A 16,350-nucleotide genomic window follows, 5' to 3' on the forward strand; every position below is an offset into this window, starting at 1 on the left:
TGATGCTCAAACCGGCACCAGCCGCCAGCAGCCGTAGGGGTTGAGGTAGAGCGAGTCCTCGGCGTAGCCGGGGCCGGCGTCGTCGAGCAGCCGGTAGGCCGGGGCGTCCCGGTCGGTGGAGAAGGTCTGGCCGGCCCGGATGGTGGGCGCCTCGGTGAAGAGGTAGCGCGTGAAGCTGCGGATCAGTTCGACCGCCTCGGCCGTGTCGCCACCGTTCTCGACGATGGCATCTCGCAGGCCCAGGTTGTGCATGCCGCAGGAATAGACCTCCGACCCCGTGATGTAGAGCACATAGGCGCGATGGGCGCTGAACAGGTGCAGATCGGCGCACAGCTGCTTCCAGGCCGACGGCGAATGCGCGATGCCGCTGCTTTCCACCTTGACGCCGAGGCCGCCCGCGTCCAGCAGCGCCGCGGCGGCCTGCATCAGGCCTTCGGCCGCGATCGCCGTGCCACCGTTGGCGACCAGGTAGACGACGGCCGCGTGCTCGTCGATGCGCTGCATGTCCGGCGTCTGCGCCCAATGCGGGCCAGCCGCGCGAAAGGCCGCGCCCATGCGCGGATCGCGCGCATGGAACTCCAGCTCGCAAGCCTGCTTCGTGTCCATGTGCATCAACACCTGGCCGGCGAAGAGATAGCCGCTGCCGCCGCGGACGATGGCCTCCAGCAATTCCGAGCGGGACTGCCAGGGGCCGGGGATGCAGAGGACGGTCAGTGGAGCGCTTGGGTTGTCGATCATCAGCTGCCAATGACCCCGCAGGCCACCCGCGCCCCGCCGCCGCCCAGGGGCATGGGGTGGTCGGAATGGTTGTCGCCGCCGGCATGCACCATCAGCGCGTGGTTCTTCACGTCGGCCAGCTTGAGCCGCGGACCCAGCACCGGCGAGCCGGCCGTGCCATCGGCACCCACGAACAGCGGCGGCAGGTCGCCGAGGTGGCCGTCGCCCCAGGGCTCGCCGTGCTTCTTCGTGCCCAGCGGGTCGAAATGGCCGCCGGCGGCGCCGGCCGGCACGGTGGCGCCGTTCGCCTCGGCGGGTGCACAGGAGGGCTTCTCGTGGATGTGGAAACCATGCAGGCCGGGCGGCAGGCCTTTCAGCTCGGGATAGAAGGCCAGGCCATAGGGCGTCTCGACGATGCGCACCGTGCCGACAGCGGCGCCGTCGCCCTGCTTCTCGGCCATGTTCACGCTCACCGTGATCTCGGCGCTGTGGGCCGCTGAGCAGGCCAGCAGGCAGGCGGCCACGATCCATGTGCTTTTCATCGATGTCTCCTTGGGTGCGATGGGGTCAGGATATCCATTGCCGGCCGGCGCAAGGGCCGCCGGCGTAACGGTTTGCCGGGACAGCTCAGACGCTGCGTATCCATTGCTTCAGCACGGCCTGCAATTCCGCAAGCCGGGCGTCGAAGTCTGCCGTTGACGCGAACTCGACCTGGGCGCGGTCTCGGCCCAGCCATTTCAGCAGGCCGCCGGGGTCGGCGATGGCCAGCCCCCCTTCCGGCAGCTCACGGGCCTTGGCGCCCAGATGCAGGATGAGACCGAAACCGGCCTTGGCGCGCAGATGCGTGGTGGCGAAGTACTCGGTCGTGCGCCAGCTCGGCGCATTCCACTTGATGCCTTCGGCGATGGAGTGGTCGACGGCGAGGATGGCGGCCCGCAGCGTTTCGATGTCGGCCTTGAAGGGATGATCCAGCGCCGCCATGAACTGGTCGACGGCCTGCGAGGTGTCGGCGGCGGTCAGCTTGGGCATGGCTGGATTCTGGCGGCAAGGCTGAAGATTTGTCTTTCAAGACGCCCCAGAATCGGCACCTCCCCGAACTGTCGAAGCCGAGTCCGGCGCAGCGCCCAACTGCCATGCGAATTTTCCTGCCTCTTGCTGCCGCCTGCCTGTTCACCGCTGCTCACGCCGGCAGCCTCGATCGCGCCGATCAGGTCGACCTGATCGAACTGGACGGCAAGACGTCCCAGGCCCGGTTGCTGGTCCTGCTGGAGGAAGACAGGGTCAACACGCGCCCGGCGATGAAGTCCCTGTTCAAGAAGGTCAACAACTACCTGGCCTTCGTGGACTCCGGGCAGCTCAAGGAAGCTGCGCCCACCGCCAACCCCAGCTTGCGGCCCAGGATCGTCGTGCATGGCCCCAAGGAGGCCAGCACCGCGGAAATGCCGAACCTGGCCGGCCTGAAGCTGGCTGGCCAGAAGGCCGGCGTAGAGGTGGAGGTGCTCGCCTATCAGCCCGGCATCAGGCCCAGGCCGGTGGCCATCAAGCCCGGCAAGTGATGCCGCGCCCGCTTCAAGGCTTGATATACGCAAACCCCTGGCCCTGCAGCTTGGCCAGGCGGACCACGCCGGCCGGCGTGTAGTCGACCTCAGGCAGGAACTGTTCCTTCTTCAGGTTGCGCCCCTTCATGGTGTTCTCGCAGACCTCGAACTTCACGCCGCGCGCCTTCAGGGCCGTGACCTGGGCAGCGTAGTCGCTGGCATTGGCGTCCTTGTAGCCGGGCATCAGCACATCGACACCTGGCCCCAGGGCCACGACCGTGATCTGGGCCGTGGGGTCGCCATCCAGGTGGTTGCGGATGTTGCGCAGGCCCTTCATGGCCTGGGCCGGGGCGTCGTCGAAGTGGTAGACCACATGCTGCTGGGCCAGCGCATACGTCGCCGAGAAGGACAGCAGCAGGGCTGCAAACATCAGGCGCAAGAAACGCATCGTCATCTCCAGGGGCGGGTAGGCGGCTTCGCAAGCTAAGGCAGGACGCATGCCAGCGTCAATCCGGCCTGACCTGCGGAAGATTCTTTCCGCCCCGCCGGAAGACACCCACCCCGCCCTCCCCTCGTCCCTTCCCGCAGCAATGGGAACCATGGCCGCCATGCATCGCCACAACAACCCAGCGATGCATCACTGCCCAGGAGTCCTCCACCATGCTGCAACGCCTCAAGACCCTCGCCGCTTCCATCCGCAACGCCTTCAATCGCGGAGCCAGCCGCGGCTTTGAGGCCGCATCCGCTTCCGCGCCCGTTGCCGCCCGCTCTTTGCGCCGCGCCCTGCCCCCGCTGATCCTGCTGACGGCCGTGACGGCCGCAGGCTATGCCGTCGTCACCCACCCGCCGCTGCAGGCCGTGCCCCATGGCCAGGCCGCGCTGCGCACCAACCAGTTCAGCGGCGGCACCACCGAGTTCCGCGAGGGCAGCTTCATCCGCTTCCCGGCCCTGCACGAGGTGCGCCTGTTCCCGCTGCGCGACCAGAGCTTCCAACCCGCCAACCTGGCCAAGGCCACCGGCCCGGCGCCGCTGCAGTCGGTCGAGGGCCTGTCGCTGGGCCTGGACATGACGGTGCGCTGGGCCGTGGACGACAGGCGCCTGCCCGAGCTGTCGCGCAAGCTGCCCGACAACATTGAGGCCGACGTCATCGCCCCGGCCGTGCAGGCCGTCGTCTACAAGCAGATCGCCAAGCACACGGTGCGCGAGATCTTCTCCAGCCAGCGCGCCGAGATCGCCAGCGCGCTGGAAGCCGAGCTGCGCGCCAAGCTGGCGAATGACGGCATCCTGCTGAAGAGCGTGCAGATCGGCTCGGTCGACCTGCCGCCCGACTACCGCCGCGGCATGGACCAGATGCTGTCCGACAGCCTGGCCAGCGAGCGCATGCGCTACACGCTGGAAATCTCGGAGAAGAAGGTCAAGGAGACCGAGCTCGAGGCCGCCGCCGACAAGGTGCGCCGCGAGACCGCCGCCGAGGCCGCCGGCCGTGAGCAGATCATTGCCGCCAAGGCCCAGGAGGAGGCCATGAAGCATGTGCTGCCCTTCAAGCAGAAGCAGATCGAGCAGCGCGCCCTGGAAGCCCAGGCGGACAGCGCCGCCCGCGTCCAGCAGGCCGAGGGTCAGGCCAAGGCGCGCCGCATCGAGGTCGACGCCGAGGCCGCCGCACGCCAGAAGCTGGCCGATGCCGAGGCCTATCGCGTCACGCAGATCGGCAAGGCCAATGCCGGCCAGATGGCGGCCGAAGGCGCCCTGCTGACCAGGCACCCGCTGCTGGTGCAGAAGGCCATGGCCGACAAGCTGTCCGACAAGGTGCAGGTCATCATCGCCCCGCCCGGCTCGGGCGGCTTCATCGGCAACGCCCTGCTGGGCGGCACCCAGCCCAAGGCCACCGCTGCCGAAGGCAACGGCGAAGCCACCACGGAGAAGGAGTAAGCCATCATGCGTCGTATCGCACTGATCATCGTGGCCTCCGCGGTGGCCGCCGTCATCATGTCGGAGGCCGACGCTGCGCCGGCGCCCGAGCTGCCGGTCTTCCCGCGCGCCGGCCTCGTCGTGCAGGACTCGCCGCTGCGCGGCGCGCCGCGCGACACTGCCTCGCTGCAGGCCCAGATGGGCCGTGGCGAGGCGCTGGAGATCCGCGCCGAGCGCGCTGACCACTGGCAGGTCTGGGACTACCGCCGCGAGCGTGGTGGCTGGATGCGCAAGGGTCAGGTGCTGCTCATGCCGCGCGGCGACGGTGCCAGCGCCGAACTGCTGGCACAGCTGCACCTGGCGCGCCAGCAATGGGGGACCGAAGGCCTGGGACTGGGCCTGGCCGCGGCCTATGTGCAGGCCGCCAGCAAGGACGAGATGGCCGGCCCCGGCGGCGCCGATGCGCTGGAGGCCATGGGTCAGTTTGCCGAGCGCATCGCCGACCGCGCCTCGCTGCGCGACGCCAAGCCCGCCGAGGGCCAGTTGGCCGCGCAGATGGACGTCGCGGCCCGCTACGGCCTGAAGTTCGAGTCCTTCGACGCCGAGGAAGGCCGCGTGCAGGTCTGCTACGAGGGCGAGGCCTTCCGCCGCCTGCTCGTCACCGCCGCCGCGCCCGAGCAGCGCGTGCGCGCCGCCCTGGCCATCACGCGGCCCGATTGCCTGAACCCGCATGCCACGGCGCGCGAGGCCGAGGCGCGTGACCAGTGGCGTCAGCAGGTGCTGTCACAGGTCGACGCGGCCGCGCTGCCGAGCTATTGGAAGAACCGTCTGCTGATGCGTCGCGCCAGCGTCGCCGCCAGCCTGGCCTTTGCCCAGGCCCGCCGTGGCGCCGGGGGCGAGGCCGTGCCGGCCCTGGCCGAGTTCGCCGGCATCGCGCCGAGCGAGCTGACCGAGGACGACCAGGCCGCCTATGCCGATGCCGCCATGCGCGTCAACGCGGCGCGCTGGCTGGGCACGTCCACCACCGCGCGCGACTTCGGCACCGTGCAGCTCACGCTGCAGCCCGGTGCCGACGGTGAGCGTTGCGTCGAACTGAAGGAAGGCGGCAAGCTGGCGGCGCGCCGCTGCAGCTATGGCCAGATCGCGCTGGCCTCGGCCTCGCTGAACCGCGAGGGCCGCGCCCTGTCCCTGGCCGCCCAGCCGCTGGATGGCTGGCGCGAGCTTTGGGTCTTCCTGAAGGAGCCGGGCAAGAACGGCGGCTGGCGCGTCGAGGTCATGCCGCCCGCACCGGCCCAGCCGGGCCTGGGGGTGGCCGAGTTCGCCGGCTGGGTGCCGGGTGGTGCGCAGATGCTGCTGGCCCGGGAGTTCCGCGCCGAAGGCAAGTACCGCCGCAGCTTTGAGGTCGTGTCGCTGGCCAACCTGGCCACCGAGCGCCAGTCCAGCGAGCCCGCCTTGATGGGCGCCTTCCAGCGCTGGAGCGACCCGGCCTGGCGCGGCAGCTCGCCGATCCGGCGTTGATCTTGCGGGCCGAGCGCTGGGCCGCTCCCGAGCCGGCCCGCTCTGGCGATGTGCTTGCCGGTCAATCCGGCAAGCATCGCCCTCCCCTCGGGGGCTGAGGCCGGACACGGCAAGTCCTGTGGACTTGGCGTGCCTGCCGAAGAGCAGCCGCTCTGTCGGCTGCGCGGTCTGCAAGACCGGTCAAGGTACTCCTTGGACGGGGGGCTCCAGTTCAGGCCGCCAGCGCCAGCGCCTCATCGCCCTGCACCGGCAGCACCAGCCGGGCCACCGTGCCCTGGCCCGGCTGGCTCTCCAGCTCCAGGCTGCCGCCCAGCATGCCGCTGACCAGGCTGTGGGCGACGAACAGGCCCAGGCCGCTGCCGCCCTGGCCGAAGGTGGTGGTGAAGAAGGGCTCGAAGGCGCGAGCCAGGTCGGCGGCCGGCATGCCGGCGCCGTTGTCGTGCAGCTCCAGCGTCAGGCGGTCGCTGCTGCGCCGGGCCATCACGCGAATATGGCCGCCGCTGTTGTTGCGGAAGGCATGCAGGCAGGCGTTCTCCAGCAGCTGTTCCAGCACCTGCTGCAACACCTCGGGATAGCCTTCCAGCACGAAGCGCTCGGGCAGCTCGCTGGTCAGCCGCACGCGTTCGACGGCCAGGCGGGATTGCACGCGCGCCCAGGCCTGCAGCACGGCCTCGCGCAGGTCGAAGCGCGAGCGCACGGCACGGCCGCTGCCCTCGGTCAGCTCCTTGAAGCGGTTGACCAGGCGCAGCGCCCGGTCGACGTTCTGCTCGACCAGCTCGGTGCCGGCCTGGGCCTGCGCCACCCACTCGACCAGCTCCTGGCGCTTCAGCGGCGCGCCGCCGGCCATGCGCTCGGCAAAGCCGGCGCTGCCGGCACGCAGGGCGCTGGCACTCAGCAGCGCGTTGCCCAGCGGCGTGTTCATCTCATGGGCGATGCCCGCCAGCAGCTGGCCCAGGGCCGCCAGCTTGCGGCTGTTGACGAGCTCGTCCTGGGCGGCCAGCAGCTCGGCGGTGCGGGCCTGGACCTGTTCCTCCAGCCACTGGGCCGTGCGGCGCCTTTCCTCGTCGCGGCGGGCCTGGTCGATGGCGATGCCGGCGAGGTGGCTGGCGATGTTCAGCGCGCTGATCTCCTCAGGGCTGGGCCGGCGCACCTCGCGGTAGTACATGGCGAAGCTGCCGATGACGCCCTGGGTGGCCGCATGGATGGGCGCCGACCAGCAGGCCTTGAAGCCATAGGGCAGGGCCAGGGCCTTGTAAGCCGCCCACAGCGGGTGGGTGGCGATGTCGTCGACGATGACGAGGCGATCGTCGTGCATGGCGGTGCCGCAGGAACCCGCCGTGGGCCCGATCTCGGCGCCCTCCAGCGCCTGCATGTAGTCGTGCGGCATGCGCGGGCCGGCGCCCACATGCACATGCCGGCCGTCCAGGTCGAGCAGCAGCACGGTGCAGTACAGGCCCTCGAACTGCGATTCGATGAGGGCCGTCAGCCGGTTCAGCACCGGGGTCAGCGGCTGGCCGGAGGCGACCATCTCCAGCAACTCGTTCTTGGCCTGGTTCAGCACCTCGGCGAACTGCATGCGGCTGACGTCCACCATGCAGACGGCTACCTGCGGCTCGCCTTCGCGCTCGGTCAGCGTCAGGTGCAGCTCGTGGGGTCGGGTCTCGCCATCACGGGTCTGGAAGGTCCAGGGCAGGCTCAGCGAACCGCCTTGCTGCAGCTGCGCCAGCACGCTGTCCAGCGTGGCCGCGGAGGGGCGGCCGTCGGGCTGGCGCAGCGGGCACAGCAGGGACAGCGGCATGCCGCGCAGGGCCTGCGCGTCATAGCCCAGCACCTTGGCCCGGCCCGAGGCTGCGCCGACGATGGGCAGCTCCGGCGTGGCCTTCACGAGCAGTATCGCGACATGGGTCATGTCGTCCATCTCGGCCTCCGCTGAGTTGCGAGCTTATGCAGCCCGCTGAAGTCCGACTGTGCCCCATCCGGGCCATTCGCCCAACTACTGTCAGAAATGAGGAGTGACTGGCGCCAGAATGCCGGCCATTGCCACCGACCTGCGGACCCGAACATGCCCCAGATGCTGCTCATCGTCGAACCCATTGGCCAGCGTGCCGAACGTGGCCGCGTCGCCGGCGAGGCCGTCTACCAGCGCATGCTGGACTTCACCGCTGAACTGAAGGAGACCGGCCTGCTGCTGGGTACCAACTCCCTGGGCTCGGCGGCCAAACGCTATGCCAAGCGCGAGGGCGGCGCCCAGGTCTGGGACGGCCCCTTTGCCGAGGCCAAGGAGATGGTGGGCGGCTATTTCCTGCTCGACACCGAAGACCCTGCCGTCGCCATGGCCTGGGCCGAACGCTGCCCGGCGGCCGAATGGGCCACGGTGGAGATCCGAGGTGTGGGTCCCTGCTATATGTGAGCCCCTCGTCCAGTCGCGCCGCACTGAACGCGGTCGCGCCTGACCGATCCCCCGAGGGGATGGCGATGCTTGCGGCGTCGAGCCGCAAGCACATCGCCCGGCGGGCCGGCTCGGGAGCGGCCCAGCGCTCGGCCCGGAAACCCCCAGTTTCGAAATACTGGTAGTTTCCCGAGGCTTGTCGAAACCGGGCCGCATGGATCGTCGTGGGAATGAAGGCAGCGAATCAAGGCGCTGCCACCCACCCAGGAGACCCGCCATGCGATTCATGATCCAAGTCCGCGCCAACGCCGTCAGCGAGCGCGGCGACCCGCCCGGCCCCGAGTACGCCAAGCTCTTCGAGGAGATGGGCGCTTTCCACGAGGAGATGGCCCGTGCCGGTGTGCTGCTGGACGGCGCCGGCCTGCGTCCCAGCCGTGACGGCTGGCGCCAGCGCTACGAGGCCGATGGCAGCGTGCGCCGCATCGACGGTCCCTTCGCCGAGACCAAGGAGCTGATCGCCGGCTACACGCTGATCCAGGTGCGCTCCGTCGAGGAGGCCCAGGCCTGGGCCAGCCGCTTCCCCATGCCCTTCATCGGCATGGCCTGCGAGGTCGAGGTGCGCCGTCTCTACGAAGACGCCGACTTCGCCCCCGGCGGCGACATGGCCATCCGCAGCGAATGAGGAGCATGTCATGAGCAACCTCTCCATCATCTTCATCTGCCTGGGTGTGGCCCTGGCTCTGCTGCTGGCCTATGCCGCCACGCGGCCCGACGAGTTCAAGGTCGAGCGCCGCCTGCGCATCGCCGCGCCCGCCGACAAGCTCTGGCCCCTGGTCAGCGAGCTGCGCAGCTTCAACCGCTGGAACCCCTACGAGCGCAAGGACCCGCTGATCAAGAGCGCCTACAGCGGCGCGGCGGCCGGCGTGGGTTCGCGCTACGACTGGGACAGCAAGGAGGTCGGCAGCGGCAGCCTGGAGATCGTCAGCCAGCAGCCGGGCAAGGCCGTGCAGTTGAAGCTGGATTTCGTGAAGCCCTTCGAGGCCCACAACCAGGCCGAGTTCGCGCTGCAGCCCACGCCCGACGGCGCCACCGAGGTGCGCTGGACCATGAACGGCCCGGCCAACTTCATCAGCAAGTTGATGGGCGTCTTCATCAACATGGACAAGATGGTGGGCCGCGACTTCGAGGACGGCCTGCAGAACCTGCGCCAGATCGCGGAGGCCCAGTGATGAAAGACCTGCAATTCGGCATCGACATTGCAGCGCCCGCCGCCCGGGTCTGGGACTGCATGTTCGACCCCCTCGCCTACCGAGACTGGACCAGCGCCTTCGCCGAGGGCTCCTACTTCGAAGGCCATTGGGAAGCCGGCCGCCGCCTGCGCTTTCTGGACCCGCGCGGTTTCGGCATGGAGGCTGTCGTCGACGTGGCGCGGCCTCACGAAGAGCTGTCGCTGCGCCTGGTCGGCGAGATCAGGGACGGCCGCCCCGTCACTGACAGCGCCCTGCATGGCGAACCGGCCCGGGAGCGCTATGTCTTCAGCGCCACGCCGGCCGGCGGCACGCGGTTGGCCATCCACCTGCAGAGCTGGGACGACGGCTTCACCGACTTCCTGAACACGACCTGGCCCCAGGCCCTGCAGCGGCTCAAGGCCCTGTCCGAGTCGACGCACTGAAAGGGAACACCATGCAGATCAAGATCGCCTCCGTCTTCGTCGACGACCAGGCCAAGGCCCTGGCCTTCTACACGGAGAAGCTCGGCTTCAAGAAGATGGCCGACATCCCCATGGGCCCGACCTACCGCTGGCTGACCGTCGTGTCGCCCGACGGCATCGAAGGCGTTGAACTGGCCCTCGAGGCCCTGGGCTTCGCGCCGGCCAAGGTCTATCAGAAGGCCCTCTACGACGCCAACATGCCCTGCACCGCCTTCGTCACCACCGATGTCGAGGCCGAGGCGCAGAAGCTGCGCGAGCGCGGCGTCGTCGTGCGCGGCCAACCCGAGAACATGGGTCCCATCAAGGCCGTCATGTTCGAGGACGGCTGCGGCAACCTCATCCACCTCGTCCAACCCCTGTGAGCCCCACCATGAGCCACGCGCACAAGCAGATCTTCGTCAACATGCCCGTCAAGGACCTGGCCAAGAGCAAGGCCTTCTTCGAGGCTGTCGGTTACAGCTTCAACCCGCAGTTCACCAACGACAAGGGCGCCAGCCTCATCCTCGGCGACAACCTGTTCGCGATGCTGCTGGCCGAGGACTTCGCCCGCACCTTCACGCCCAAGACCTTCCCCGACCCCAAGACCAACACCACCGGCTGGGTGTGCCTGAGCTGCGACAGCCGCGAGGAAGTCGATGCCCTCGTCGCCAAGGCCAAGGCCGCCGGCGGCAACATCCCCAGCGAGCCGCAGGACTACGGTTTCATGTACGGCCACGGTTTCGAGGACCTCGACGGCCACCACTGGGAACTCGTCCACATGTCCGGTATGCCTCCCCAGGCTTGAACAGGAGATCACCATGCAGATCCAACCCAAGATCCAGCCCTTCATCTGGTTCGAGAAGGGCGCCGAAAACGCCGTGGCCCACTACCAGAAGGTCTTCGGCGCCGACCAGGTCCGCGTCATCGACACCCAGCGCTGGGGCGAGAACTCGCCCGGCGCGGCCGGCACGGTCATGATCGTCAACTTCGAGCTGTTCGGCACGCGCATGACGGTCTTCAACGGCGGCTCGCACTTCAAGCTCACCGAGGCCTTCTCGCTGACCGTCGTCTGCGAAGACCAGGCCGAGATCGACAAGCTCTGGGAGCAGCTGCCCGCCAACGGCGGCGCGCCCCAGGCCTGCGGTTGGGTCAAGGACGCCTGGGGCCTGTGCTGGCAGATCATCCCCAAGGACTGGTTCGACATGGTGCGCGACCCCGACCCGGCCCGCGTGCAGCGCGTCTTCCAGGCCGTCTGGAAGATGCAGAAGATCGACCTCGCAGCCCTCAAGGCTGCCTACAACGCGGCCTGACCGTGGATCATGCAGAACTGGCCGCGGGCGTCTGGCGCATCGAGCGCAGCCGCCTCGTCGGCGCCGCGGCCAAGATGCTGCGCGACCTCGACGAGGCCGAGGACTGCGCCCAGGACGCCCTCATCGCCGCCATGGAAACCTGGCCGCGTGACGGCCAGCCCGCCAACCCTGCCGCCTGGCTGATGACCTCCACCCGCAACAAGGCCCTGGACCGGCTGCGCCGCCGCGCCATGCTGGAGCGCGAGCACGAGCATCTCGCGGCCGATGACGAGGCCATGGGCACTCATGTCGTGCCCGACTTCGTCGACCACCTGGACGCGGCGCGCGACCAGGCCGAGATCGGCGACGAGCAGCTGCGCCTCATCTTCATTGCCTGCCACCCGGTGCTGCCGCGCGAGGCCCAGGTGGCGTTGACGCTGCGCCTGCTCGGCGGCTTGGAGACGGCCGAGATCGCGCGCGCCTTCCTGCAGCCCGAGGCCACCGTCGCCCAGCGCATCGTGCGCGCCAAGAAGGCGCTCAACGGCCAGGCCTACGAGCTGCCCACGGCCGACGAGCGCGAGCAGCGCCTGGGCGCGGTGCTGGCCGTCGTCTACCTGATCTTCAACGAGGGCCACAGCGCCGGCAGCGGCGCCAGTCTGCTGCGCCCGGCCCTGTGCGACGAGGCCCTGCGACTGGCGCGCCAGCTGCAGCATCTGCTGCCCGCCGACTCCGAGGTGCACGGCCTGGCTGCGCTGCTGGAGATCCAGGCCTCCCGCCTGCCCGCCCGCATGGACGCGCAAGGCCGACCCGTGCTGCTGCCCGACCAGGACCGCCGCAAGTGGGACCCGCTGCTGATCCGCCGCGGCCTGACCGCGCTGGAAGGGGCGCTGCGCATGGGCGAGCCCGGTCCCTACACGCTGCAGGCCGTCATCGCGGCCTGCCATGCGCGTGCGGCCCGCGCAGAAGACACCGACTGGCGCGCCATCGTCGCGGGCTATGACCGCCTGCTCGCCCTCAACCCGTCGCCCGTCATTGCGCTGAACCGCGCGGTGGCCGTCAGCTTTGCCGACGGTCCGGCCGCGGCCCTGCCGCTGCTGGAGCAGCTGGCGGCCGAACCCCAGCTCAAGCGCTACCCCTTCCTGGCCGGCGCCCAGGCTGACGTGCTGGAGCGCCTCGGCCGCGTGGGTGAGGCGCGCGACGCCTATCTGCGCGCGGCAGAGCTGACCGACAACGAGGTCCAGCGCGCGCTGTTGCAGGCCCGCGCGACGCGTCTCGCGAATTGAGCCCGACGGCGCTATTTGCGCCGGATGAACTTCACCGCTGCCAGCACGCCCAGGGCCAGGGCCACCAGCGGCCAGCTGCCGGGCTCGGGTGTCGGGCAGGGCGGAGTGCCGGGCACGCCGCAGTTGGCCTGGGCGCTTGCCAGCACGGGCATGAGGGCCAGGCTCGCCGCGGCCACGCGGGCTGCGATGGAAGACAGGGTGGTCATGGCGTCCCCTCGTCCGGAATCTTTCCGGTGCGAAGAGCTTGGGCGGTCTGGCCGCCCGTTTCAAGCTGTCTAGTCCTGCAAACCGAGGGCAGACCCCGCGGATCGGGGGCCTACTTACAGATCAGGCAAATGTCGGGAATCAAGCTCAGCAAGGCCAGCGTGGCGATCCACAGCAGCATCGCAAACGCCGTCGCCAGGAGGGAGCGAGACCTCATGGCAAAACCACCGACCGACCCATACAGCACCGCCGGAACGATGGCAATGAAAAAGCCATTCGCTCCTACTGCGGCCACTGCCAGCAGTACTCCGATCAGCATCAGCGGTAGGCTCAGCAGGTAGCGTAGCAAGTCGAGAGCTCCTGCCTTGCTCCACCAGCGCTTGGCGCCAGCTGTTTTGGGACTTGATGCCCAAGGCGCCTGCCCCTCAGGGAGTGAACTCCAATCGTTGAACGGGCCGAAGTACGCGAGACACGACGGGCATCTATCGCACGTCCTGGCGTTCTCCAGCATGCGGTTGCAGTGAGGGCAAAACCAACTCCGGGTCATACGACCGAAAGTATCGAGGTCACTTGGCAGCCTAAAGAACGCGACAGTTCAGTCGCTCAGTGATCGCCGGCGCTGAAACGCGTATCCGGCAGCTGCATCGAGCTGCGCAATTGCATCCGCGTCGAGGGCCAGCTGGTCAGCGGCGGGTTGACGGAGTCGAGGTGGGCCTCGCGGGCCGCGGCCAGGCCCTGGCGGTGGGCCAGCTCGACGAAGGCCTGGGTGGCGTCGCGCGGCAGTGCCTGGGCGTACAGAAAGCCCTGGCCCAGGCTGCAGCCCAGTTCGGTCAGCACCTGCTGCTGTTCCGGCGTCTCGATGCCCTCGGCCACCGTGTGCAGGCCCAGGGCCCGGGCCAGGTCGTGGATGGCCGAGACGATGGCGCGCGCCGTCGGCCCGGCGCGTGGATGGTCGAGGTCGGCGATGAAGGCGCGGTCGATCTTGAGCAGGTCCAGCGGCAGGCGGCGCAGATAGGCCAGCGACGAGAAACCGGTGCCGAAGTCGTCCAGCGCGATGCGCACGCCCAGGGCGCGCAGCCGCGTCAACAGGTCGATGGCATGGCTGCTGTCGTTCAGCAGGGCCGACTCGGTCAGCTCGATCTCCAGCCGGTCGGCCGGCAGGCCGCTGCGCTCCAGCGCCTCCAGCACATGCAGCTCGATGGGACTGCGCTCGAACTGCAGCGCCGACACATTGACGGCCACGCGCAGTTCGCCGGGCCAGCGCGCGGCGTCGCGGCAGGCGACGAGCAGGGCCCAGGCGCCGATGGCGACGATGAGGCCGCTGTCCTCGGCCAGCGGGATGAAGACGGCCGGCGGCACCAGGCCACGGCTGGGATGGCGCCAGCGCATCAGCGCCTCGAAGCCCAGCAGCTTGCCGCTGGCCAACTCGATCTGCGGCTGGTAGTGCATCTCCAGTTGACCCGCGTCGAGGGCGAGGCGCAGGTCGGCCAGCAGGGCGATGCGGTCCTGGGCCTCCTGCTGCATGGCCGGCTCGTACAGGACGAGGCGATCGCGGCCGGCGGCCTTGGCGGCGAACAGGGCCAGGTCGGCGGCGCGCAGCAGCGGGTCGGCGGTCTGGGCGTGGCGGGGCGCGCAGGCGGCGCCGATGCTGGCGCGCACGTCGATCTCGTGACCGGCGATGGTGACCGGCACGCGCAGGGCCGAGCGCAGCTGCTTGCCCAGGCGCTGCGTGGCCTCGGGAGTCAGCTCGCCGCGCAGCAGGATGGCGAACTCATCGGCCGCCAGGCGGGCGACCAGGTCGCCATGGCCGCGCCGGGCCGCCAGGCTGTCGCGCAGCCGCTCGCCGACGGCGGCCAGCAGGTGGTCGCCGGCCGCGTGGCCCAGGCTGTCGTTGACCTGCTTGAAGCAATCCAGGTCCAGCAGCAACACGGTGCAGGGCGAGATGGGCCCGCCGCCGCCGAGATAGAGGGCCAGGCGGCGATGGAACTGGTGGCGGTTGGCCAGGCCGGTGACGGTGTCCTGGTCGGTCAGGCGCAGCAGCTCGCGCTCGCGTTCGCGCACCTCGCTGACGTCGCTGCCCACGCCGCGCCAGCCGCCGTCGCCTTCCAGGCGGCGTCCGCTCAGGGCCCACCAGACGTCCTCCCCGCCGATCTGCAGATGCAGGGCGTGATCGCGCAGGGGCTCATGCGTCAGCAGCGCGTCGCCGAGCCGGTCCAGGCGTTGTTTGGCTTCGGGGTTGTTGGGCGGCAGGTGACGGGTCAGCAGGGCCAGCAGGGGCTCGCCGATGAAGGCTTCTGGCGGGTGACCCAGGCGCTCGGCCATGCGCTGCGACACGTGGCTCAGCCTGCCGTCGCGGCCCAGCTCCCACAGCCAGTCGCTGGCGTGGTGTTCGAAGTCGCGCAGCAGCAGCGAGACCGTGAGCCGGTCACGCGCGGCTTCATGCTGGGCGTGGCGGCCCTGCAGGAAGAGGCGGGCATTGAGCAGGGCCGCCATGCACAGCACGATGGCGTACAGCGGCAGCAGCGGCAGCAGGCCGTCCATCCACGGCAGGGGCAGCAGCATGATGCCCAGGGCCAGCGAGCCGCAGGCGCCGATCACCCAGGCGATGGCCACGGCGGGCAGCAGGGCGAACATCCAGGCCGCGGCGGCAATGGCCCCGGCGGCGGTGGCCACCAGGGGCGCATGCAGGCCGCTCGGCACCTGCTGGGCGACCTGCAGGATCAGCAGCACGTCCAGCACGCCGCCGATCAACAGGTCGAGGGCCAGCAGCAGGCCGGCCTTGATGCCGCGTGGTGGCGCTTCGGGCGAGCGGCGGTAGCGCTCGTGCCACCACAGTGCGAAGTTCAGCCCATTGAGGGCGACCAGCGCCAACAACGTCGGCAGCACCGGCAGCAGGTCCGCATGCCCGCCCAGCGCCACGAGCAGCAGCACCACGGCGATCGCCGTTGCAATGACAGAGGCCGGGAGCTGGTCGACGACGGCGCGCCACTGGTCGCCGCGCAGCCGGGCCGCCTCGGCGGGGTCGCCCGGCACCTTCCAGGCGGCGTCGATCAGCCGCCGAAAGCCCGCCAGCGGTCGCCAGCCTGGCGCGGCAGGCAGGGCAAAAGGGGGCGGAGTCTCGGCCATGGCGAACCCATCCTAGGCGGGGGCCGACAGGCGCGGGTGTGACGCAATGCCTGAGAAATGACTTCTTGCAAGGTGAGTTTTGACATCGACCCGCTTCAGCGCGACGTGGTGTTCTCGCGCAGCATGCGCTGCATCAGCGTGAAGAAGCGGTCGTAGAACTCGCCCGCCGGAATGGTTTCGGAGGCGACCTTGACAAGGGCATCGTCGCTGGACGACAGCGGCACCGAGATCGATCCCAAGGCGCTGAGGCCCAGGCTGGCAGCCTGGTTGCTCTTCTTCAGCGCGTAGCGGTCCTGCTGGGCGCTGACATAGGCGGTGGCGATCTGCTGCTTGGGTCCGTCGCCCACGCAGACGACGTTGAAGGCGATCTCGACATGCACCTCGCCCGCAGGCTGGAAATGCTTGGCGCCCTGCACGACACCGCTGGCGGCCTTGCTGATGACGTAGCCCTGGCTGAGCAGGGCGCGGCGCGCGGCCTCGCAGGTGTCTTCGACATTGGCGTCGAAGAGCCGCGAGAAGGTCTCCTCGGCGGCAAAGCTCTCGCCCTGGTAGACCGACTTCTCGGCTTTGATCGACCGGGCGGGCAGACCGCTGCAGCCGGCCAGCGACACGGCCAGCAGCGCTGGCACGGCAAGGGAAAGGAGGCGAGGCATGGGGCGATTATTCCGTTGTCGAGGGCGGCGCGGGG

At 69.5% G+C, this 16,350-nt stretch carries 20 protein-coding genes; 11 read left to right on the forward strand and 9 right to left on the reverse strand.

Going from position 1 to position 16,350, the window contains the following annotated elements:
* Positions 1-6: 6 nt before the first annotated feature.
* The 3 genes from ACS5PN_RS14010 to ACS5PN_RS14020 all read right to left on the reverse strand — a co-directional run bounded on the left by ACS5PN_RS14010 (position 7) and on the right by ACS5PN_RS14020 (position 1,746).
* On the reverse strand, positions 7-738 hold the full coding sequence (locus ACS5PN_RS14010) for a DUF4261 domain-containing protein (protein ID WP_439464578.1): 732 nt from the start codon (positions 736-738) through the stop codon (positions 7-9).
* Entirely contained in the window at positions 738-1,259 is a 522-nt protein-coding gene (gene sodC, locus ACS5PN_RS14015; protein WP_439464579.1) for a superoxide dismutase [Cu-Zn] SodC, read from the reverse strand. The genes ACS5PN_RS14010 and sodC overlap by 1 nt, the downstream gene beginning before the upstream one ends.
* 85 nt (positions 1,260-1,344) lie before the next feature.
* Positions 1,345-1,746, reverse strand: a complete 402-nt coding sequence (locus tag ACS5PN_RS14020; RefSeq protein ID WP_439464580.1) for a DUF1801 domain-containing protein — start codon at positions 1,744-1,746, stop codon at positions 1,345-1,347.
* 104 nt (positions 1,747-1,850) lie between these two features.
* Between ACS5PN_RS14020 and ACS5PN_RS14025 the strand changes: the two genes are divergently transcribed.
* Entirely contained in the window at positions 1,851-2,273 is a 423-nt protein-coding gene (locus ACS5PN_RS14025) for a DUF6572 domain-containing protein (RefSeq protein WP_439464581.1), read from the forward strand.
* Between the two features lie 13 nt (positions 2,274-2,286).
* Here ACS5PN_RS14025 and ACS5PN_RS14030 read toward each other — a convergent pair whose 3' ends face one another.
* Positions 2,287-2,703, reverse strand: coding sequence for a DsrE family protein (locus ACS5PN_RS14030; protein ID WP_439464582.1), 417 nt, complete (start codon positions 2,701-2,703; stop codon positions 2,287-2,289).
* A 212-nt stretch (positions 2,704-2,915) separates the two neighbouring features.
* On the opposite strand from ACS5PN_RS14030, the gene ACS5PN_RS14035 reads away from it, so the two are divergent.
* Complete coding sequence (locus ACS5PN_RS14035; protein WP_439464583.1) at positions 2,916-4,184, forward strand: SPFH domain-containing protein; 1,269 nt, start codon at positions 2,916-2,918, stop codon at positions 4,182-4,184.
* A 6-nt stretch (positions 4,185-4,190) separates the two neighbouring features.
* Positions 4,191-5,681 carry a hypothetical protein gene (locus ACS5PN_RS14040; RefSeq protein ID WP_439464584.1) on the forward strand — a complete coding sequence of 497 codons (1,491 nt, stop codon included), beginning with the start codon at positions 4,191-4,193 and terminating at the stop codon, positions 5,679-5,681.
* 211 nt (positions 5,682-5,892) lie between these two features.
* On the opposite strand, the gene ACS5PN_RS14045 is transcribed toward ACS5PN_RS14040, so the two are convergent.
* Complete coding sequence (locus ACS5PN_RS14045) at positions 5,893-7,599, reverse strand: sensor histidine kinase (protein WP_439464585.1); 1,707 nt, start codon at positions 7,597-7,599, stop codon at positions 5,893-5,895.
* A gap of 144 nt (positions 7,600-7,743) precedes the next feature.
* Here ACS5PN_RS14045 and ACS5PN_RS14050 point away from each other — a divergent pair, with 144 nt between their 5' ends.
* From ACS5PN_RS14050 to ACS5PN_RS14085, 8 genes are all read left to right on the forward strand, one after another.
* Entirely contained in the window at positions 7,744-8,091 is a 348-nt protein-coding gene (locus tag ACS5PN_RS14050; protein ID WP_439464586.1) for a YciI family protein, read from the forward strand.
* A 256-nt stretch (positions 8,092-8,347) separates the two neighbouring features.
* A complete protein-coding gene (locus ACS5PN_RS14055) occupies positions 8,348-8,752 on the forward strand; it encodes a YciI family protein (protein WP_439464587.1) in 405 nt (134 codons plus the stop codon).
* Between the two features lie 10 nt (positions 8,753-8,762).
* Complete coding sequence (locus ACS5PN_RS14060) at positions 8,763-9,299, forward strand: SRPBCC family protein (protein ID WP_439464588.1); 537 nt, start codon at positions 8,763-8,765, stop codon at positions 9,297-9,299.
* Positions 9,299-9,742: an SRPBCC domain-containing protein gene (locus ACS5PN_RS14065; RefSeq protein WP_439464589.1), complete on the forward strand. Its 444-nt coding sequence runs from the start codon at positions 9,299-9,301 to the stop codon at positions 9,740-9,742. Before ACS5PN_RS14060 ends, ACS5PN_RS14065 begins: the two co-directional genes overlap by 1 nt.
* 11 nt (positions 9,743-9,753) lie before the next feature.
* Entirely contained in the window at positions 9,754-10,143 is a 390-nt protein-coding gene (locus ACS5PN_RS14070; RefSeq protein WP_439464590.1) for a VOC family protein, read from the forward strand.
* Between the two features lie 8 nt (positions 10,144-10,151).
* On the forward strand, positions 10,152-10,565 hold the full coding sequence (locus ACS5PN_RS14075; RefSeq protein ID WP_439464591.1) for a VOC family protein: 414 nt from the start codon (positions 10,152-10,154) through the stop codon (positions 10,563-10,565).
* A gap of 13 nt (positions 10,566-10,578) precedes the next feature.
* Complete coding sequence (locus ACS5PN_RS14080) at positions 10,579-11,070, forward strand: VOC family protein (protein WP_439464592.1); 492 nt, start codon at positions 10,579-10,581, stop codon at positions 11,068-11,070.
* Between the two features lie 2 nt (positions 11,071-11,072).
* Positions 11,073-12,332: an RNA polymerase sigma factor gene (locus ACS5PN_RS14085; protein WP_439464593.1), complete on the forward strand. Its 1,260-nt coding sequence runs from the start codon at positions 11,073-11,075 to the stop codon at positions 12,330-12,332.
* Between the two features lie 11 nt (positions 12,333-12,343).
* Here the strand turns inward: ACS5PN_RS14085 and ACS5PN_RS14090 are convergent, their stop codons facing one another.
* From ACS5PN_RS14090 to ACS5PN_RS14105, 4 genes are all read right to left on the reverse strand, one after another.
* A complete protein-coding gene (locus ACS5PN_RS14090) occupies positions 12,344-12,538 on the reverse strand; it encodes a PEP-CTERM sorting domain-containing protein (RefSeq protein ID WP_439464594.1) in 195 nt (64 codons plus the stop codon).
* 110 nt (positions 12,539-12,648) lie between these two features.
* Complete coding sequence (locus ACS5PN_RS14095; RefSeq protein ID WP_439464595.1) at positions 12,649-12,885, reverse strand: hypothetical protein; 237 nt, start codon at positions 12,883-12,885, stop codon at positions 12,649-12,651.
* A gap of 254 nt (positions 12,886-13,139) precedes the next feature.
* Entirely contained in the window at positions 13,140-15,662 is a 2,523-nt protein-coding gene (locus ACS5PN_RS14100) for a putative bifunctional diguanylate cyclase/phosphodiesterase (protein ID WP_439464596.1), read from the reverse strand.
* Positions 15,663-15,757: 95 nt separating this feature from the next.
* The gene (locus tag ACS5PN_RS14105; protein ID WP_439464597.1) at positions 15,758-16,315 is read right to left on the reverse strand and encodes a DUF2242 domain-containing protein; all 558 of its coding nucleotides are present in this window, start codon (positions 16,313-16,315) and stop codon (positions 15,758-15,760) included.
* Between the last annotated feature and the right edge of the window lie 35 nt (positions 16,316-16,350).

It is taken from the genome of Roseateles sp. NT4 (genome assembly GCF_051857475.1).
Taxonomy (GTDB): domain Bacteria; phylum Pseudomonadota; class Gammaproteobacteria; order Burkholderiales; family Burkholderiaceae_C; genus Pelomonas.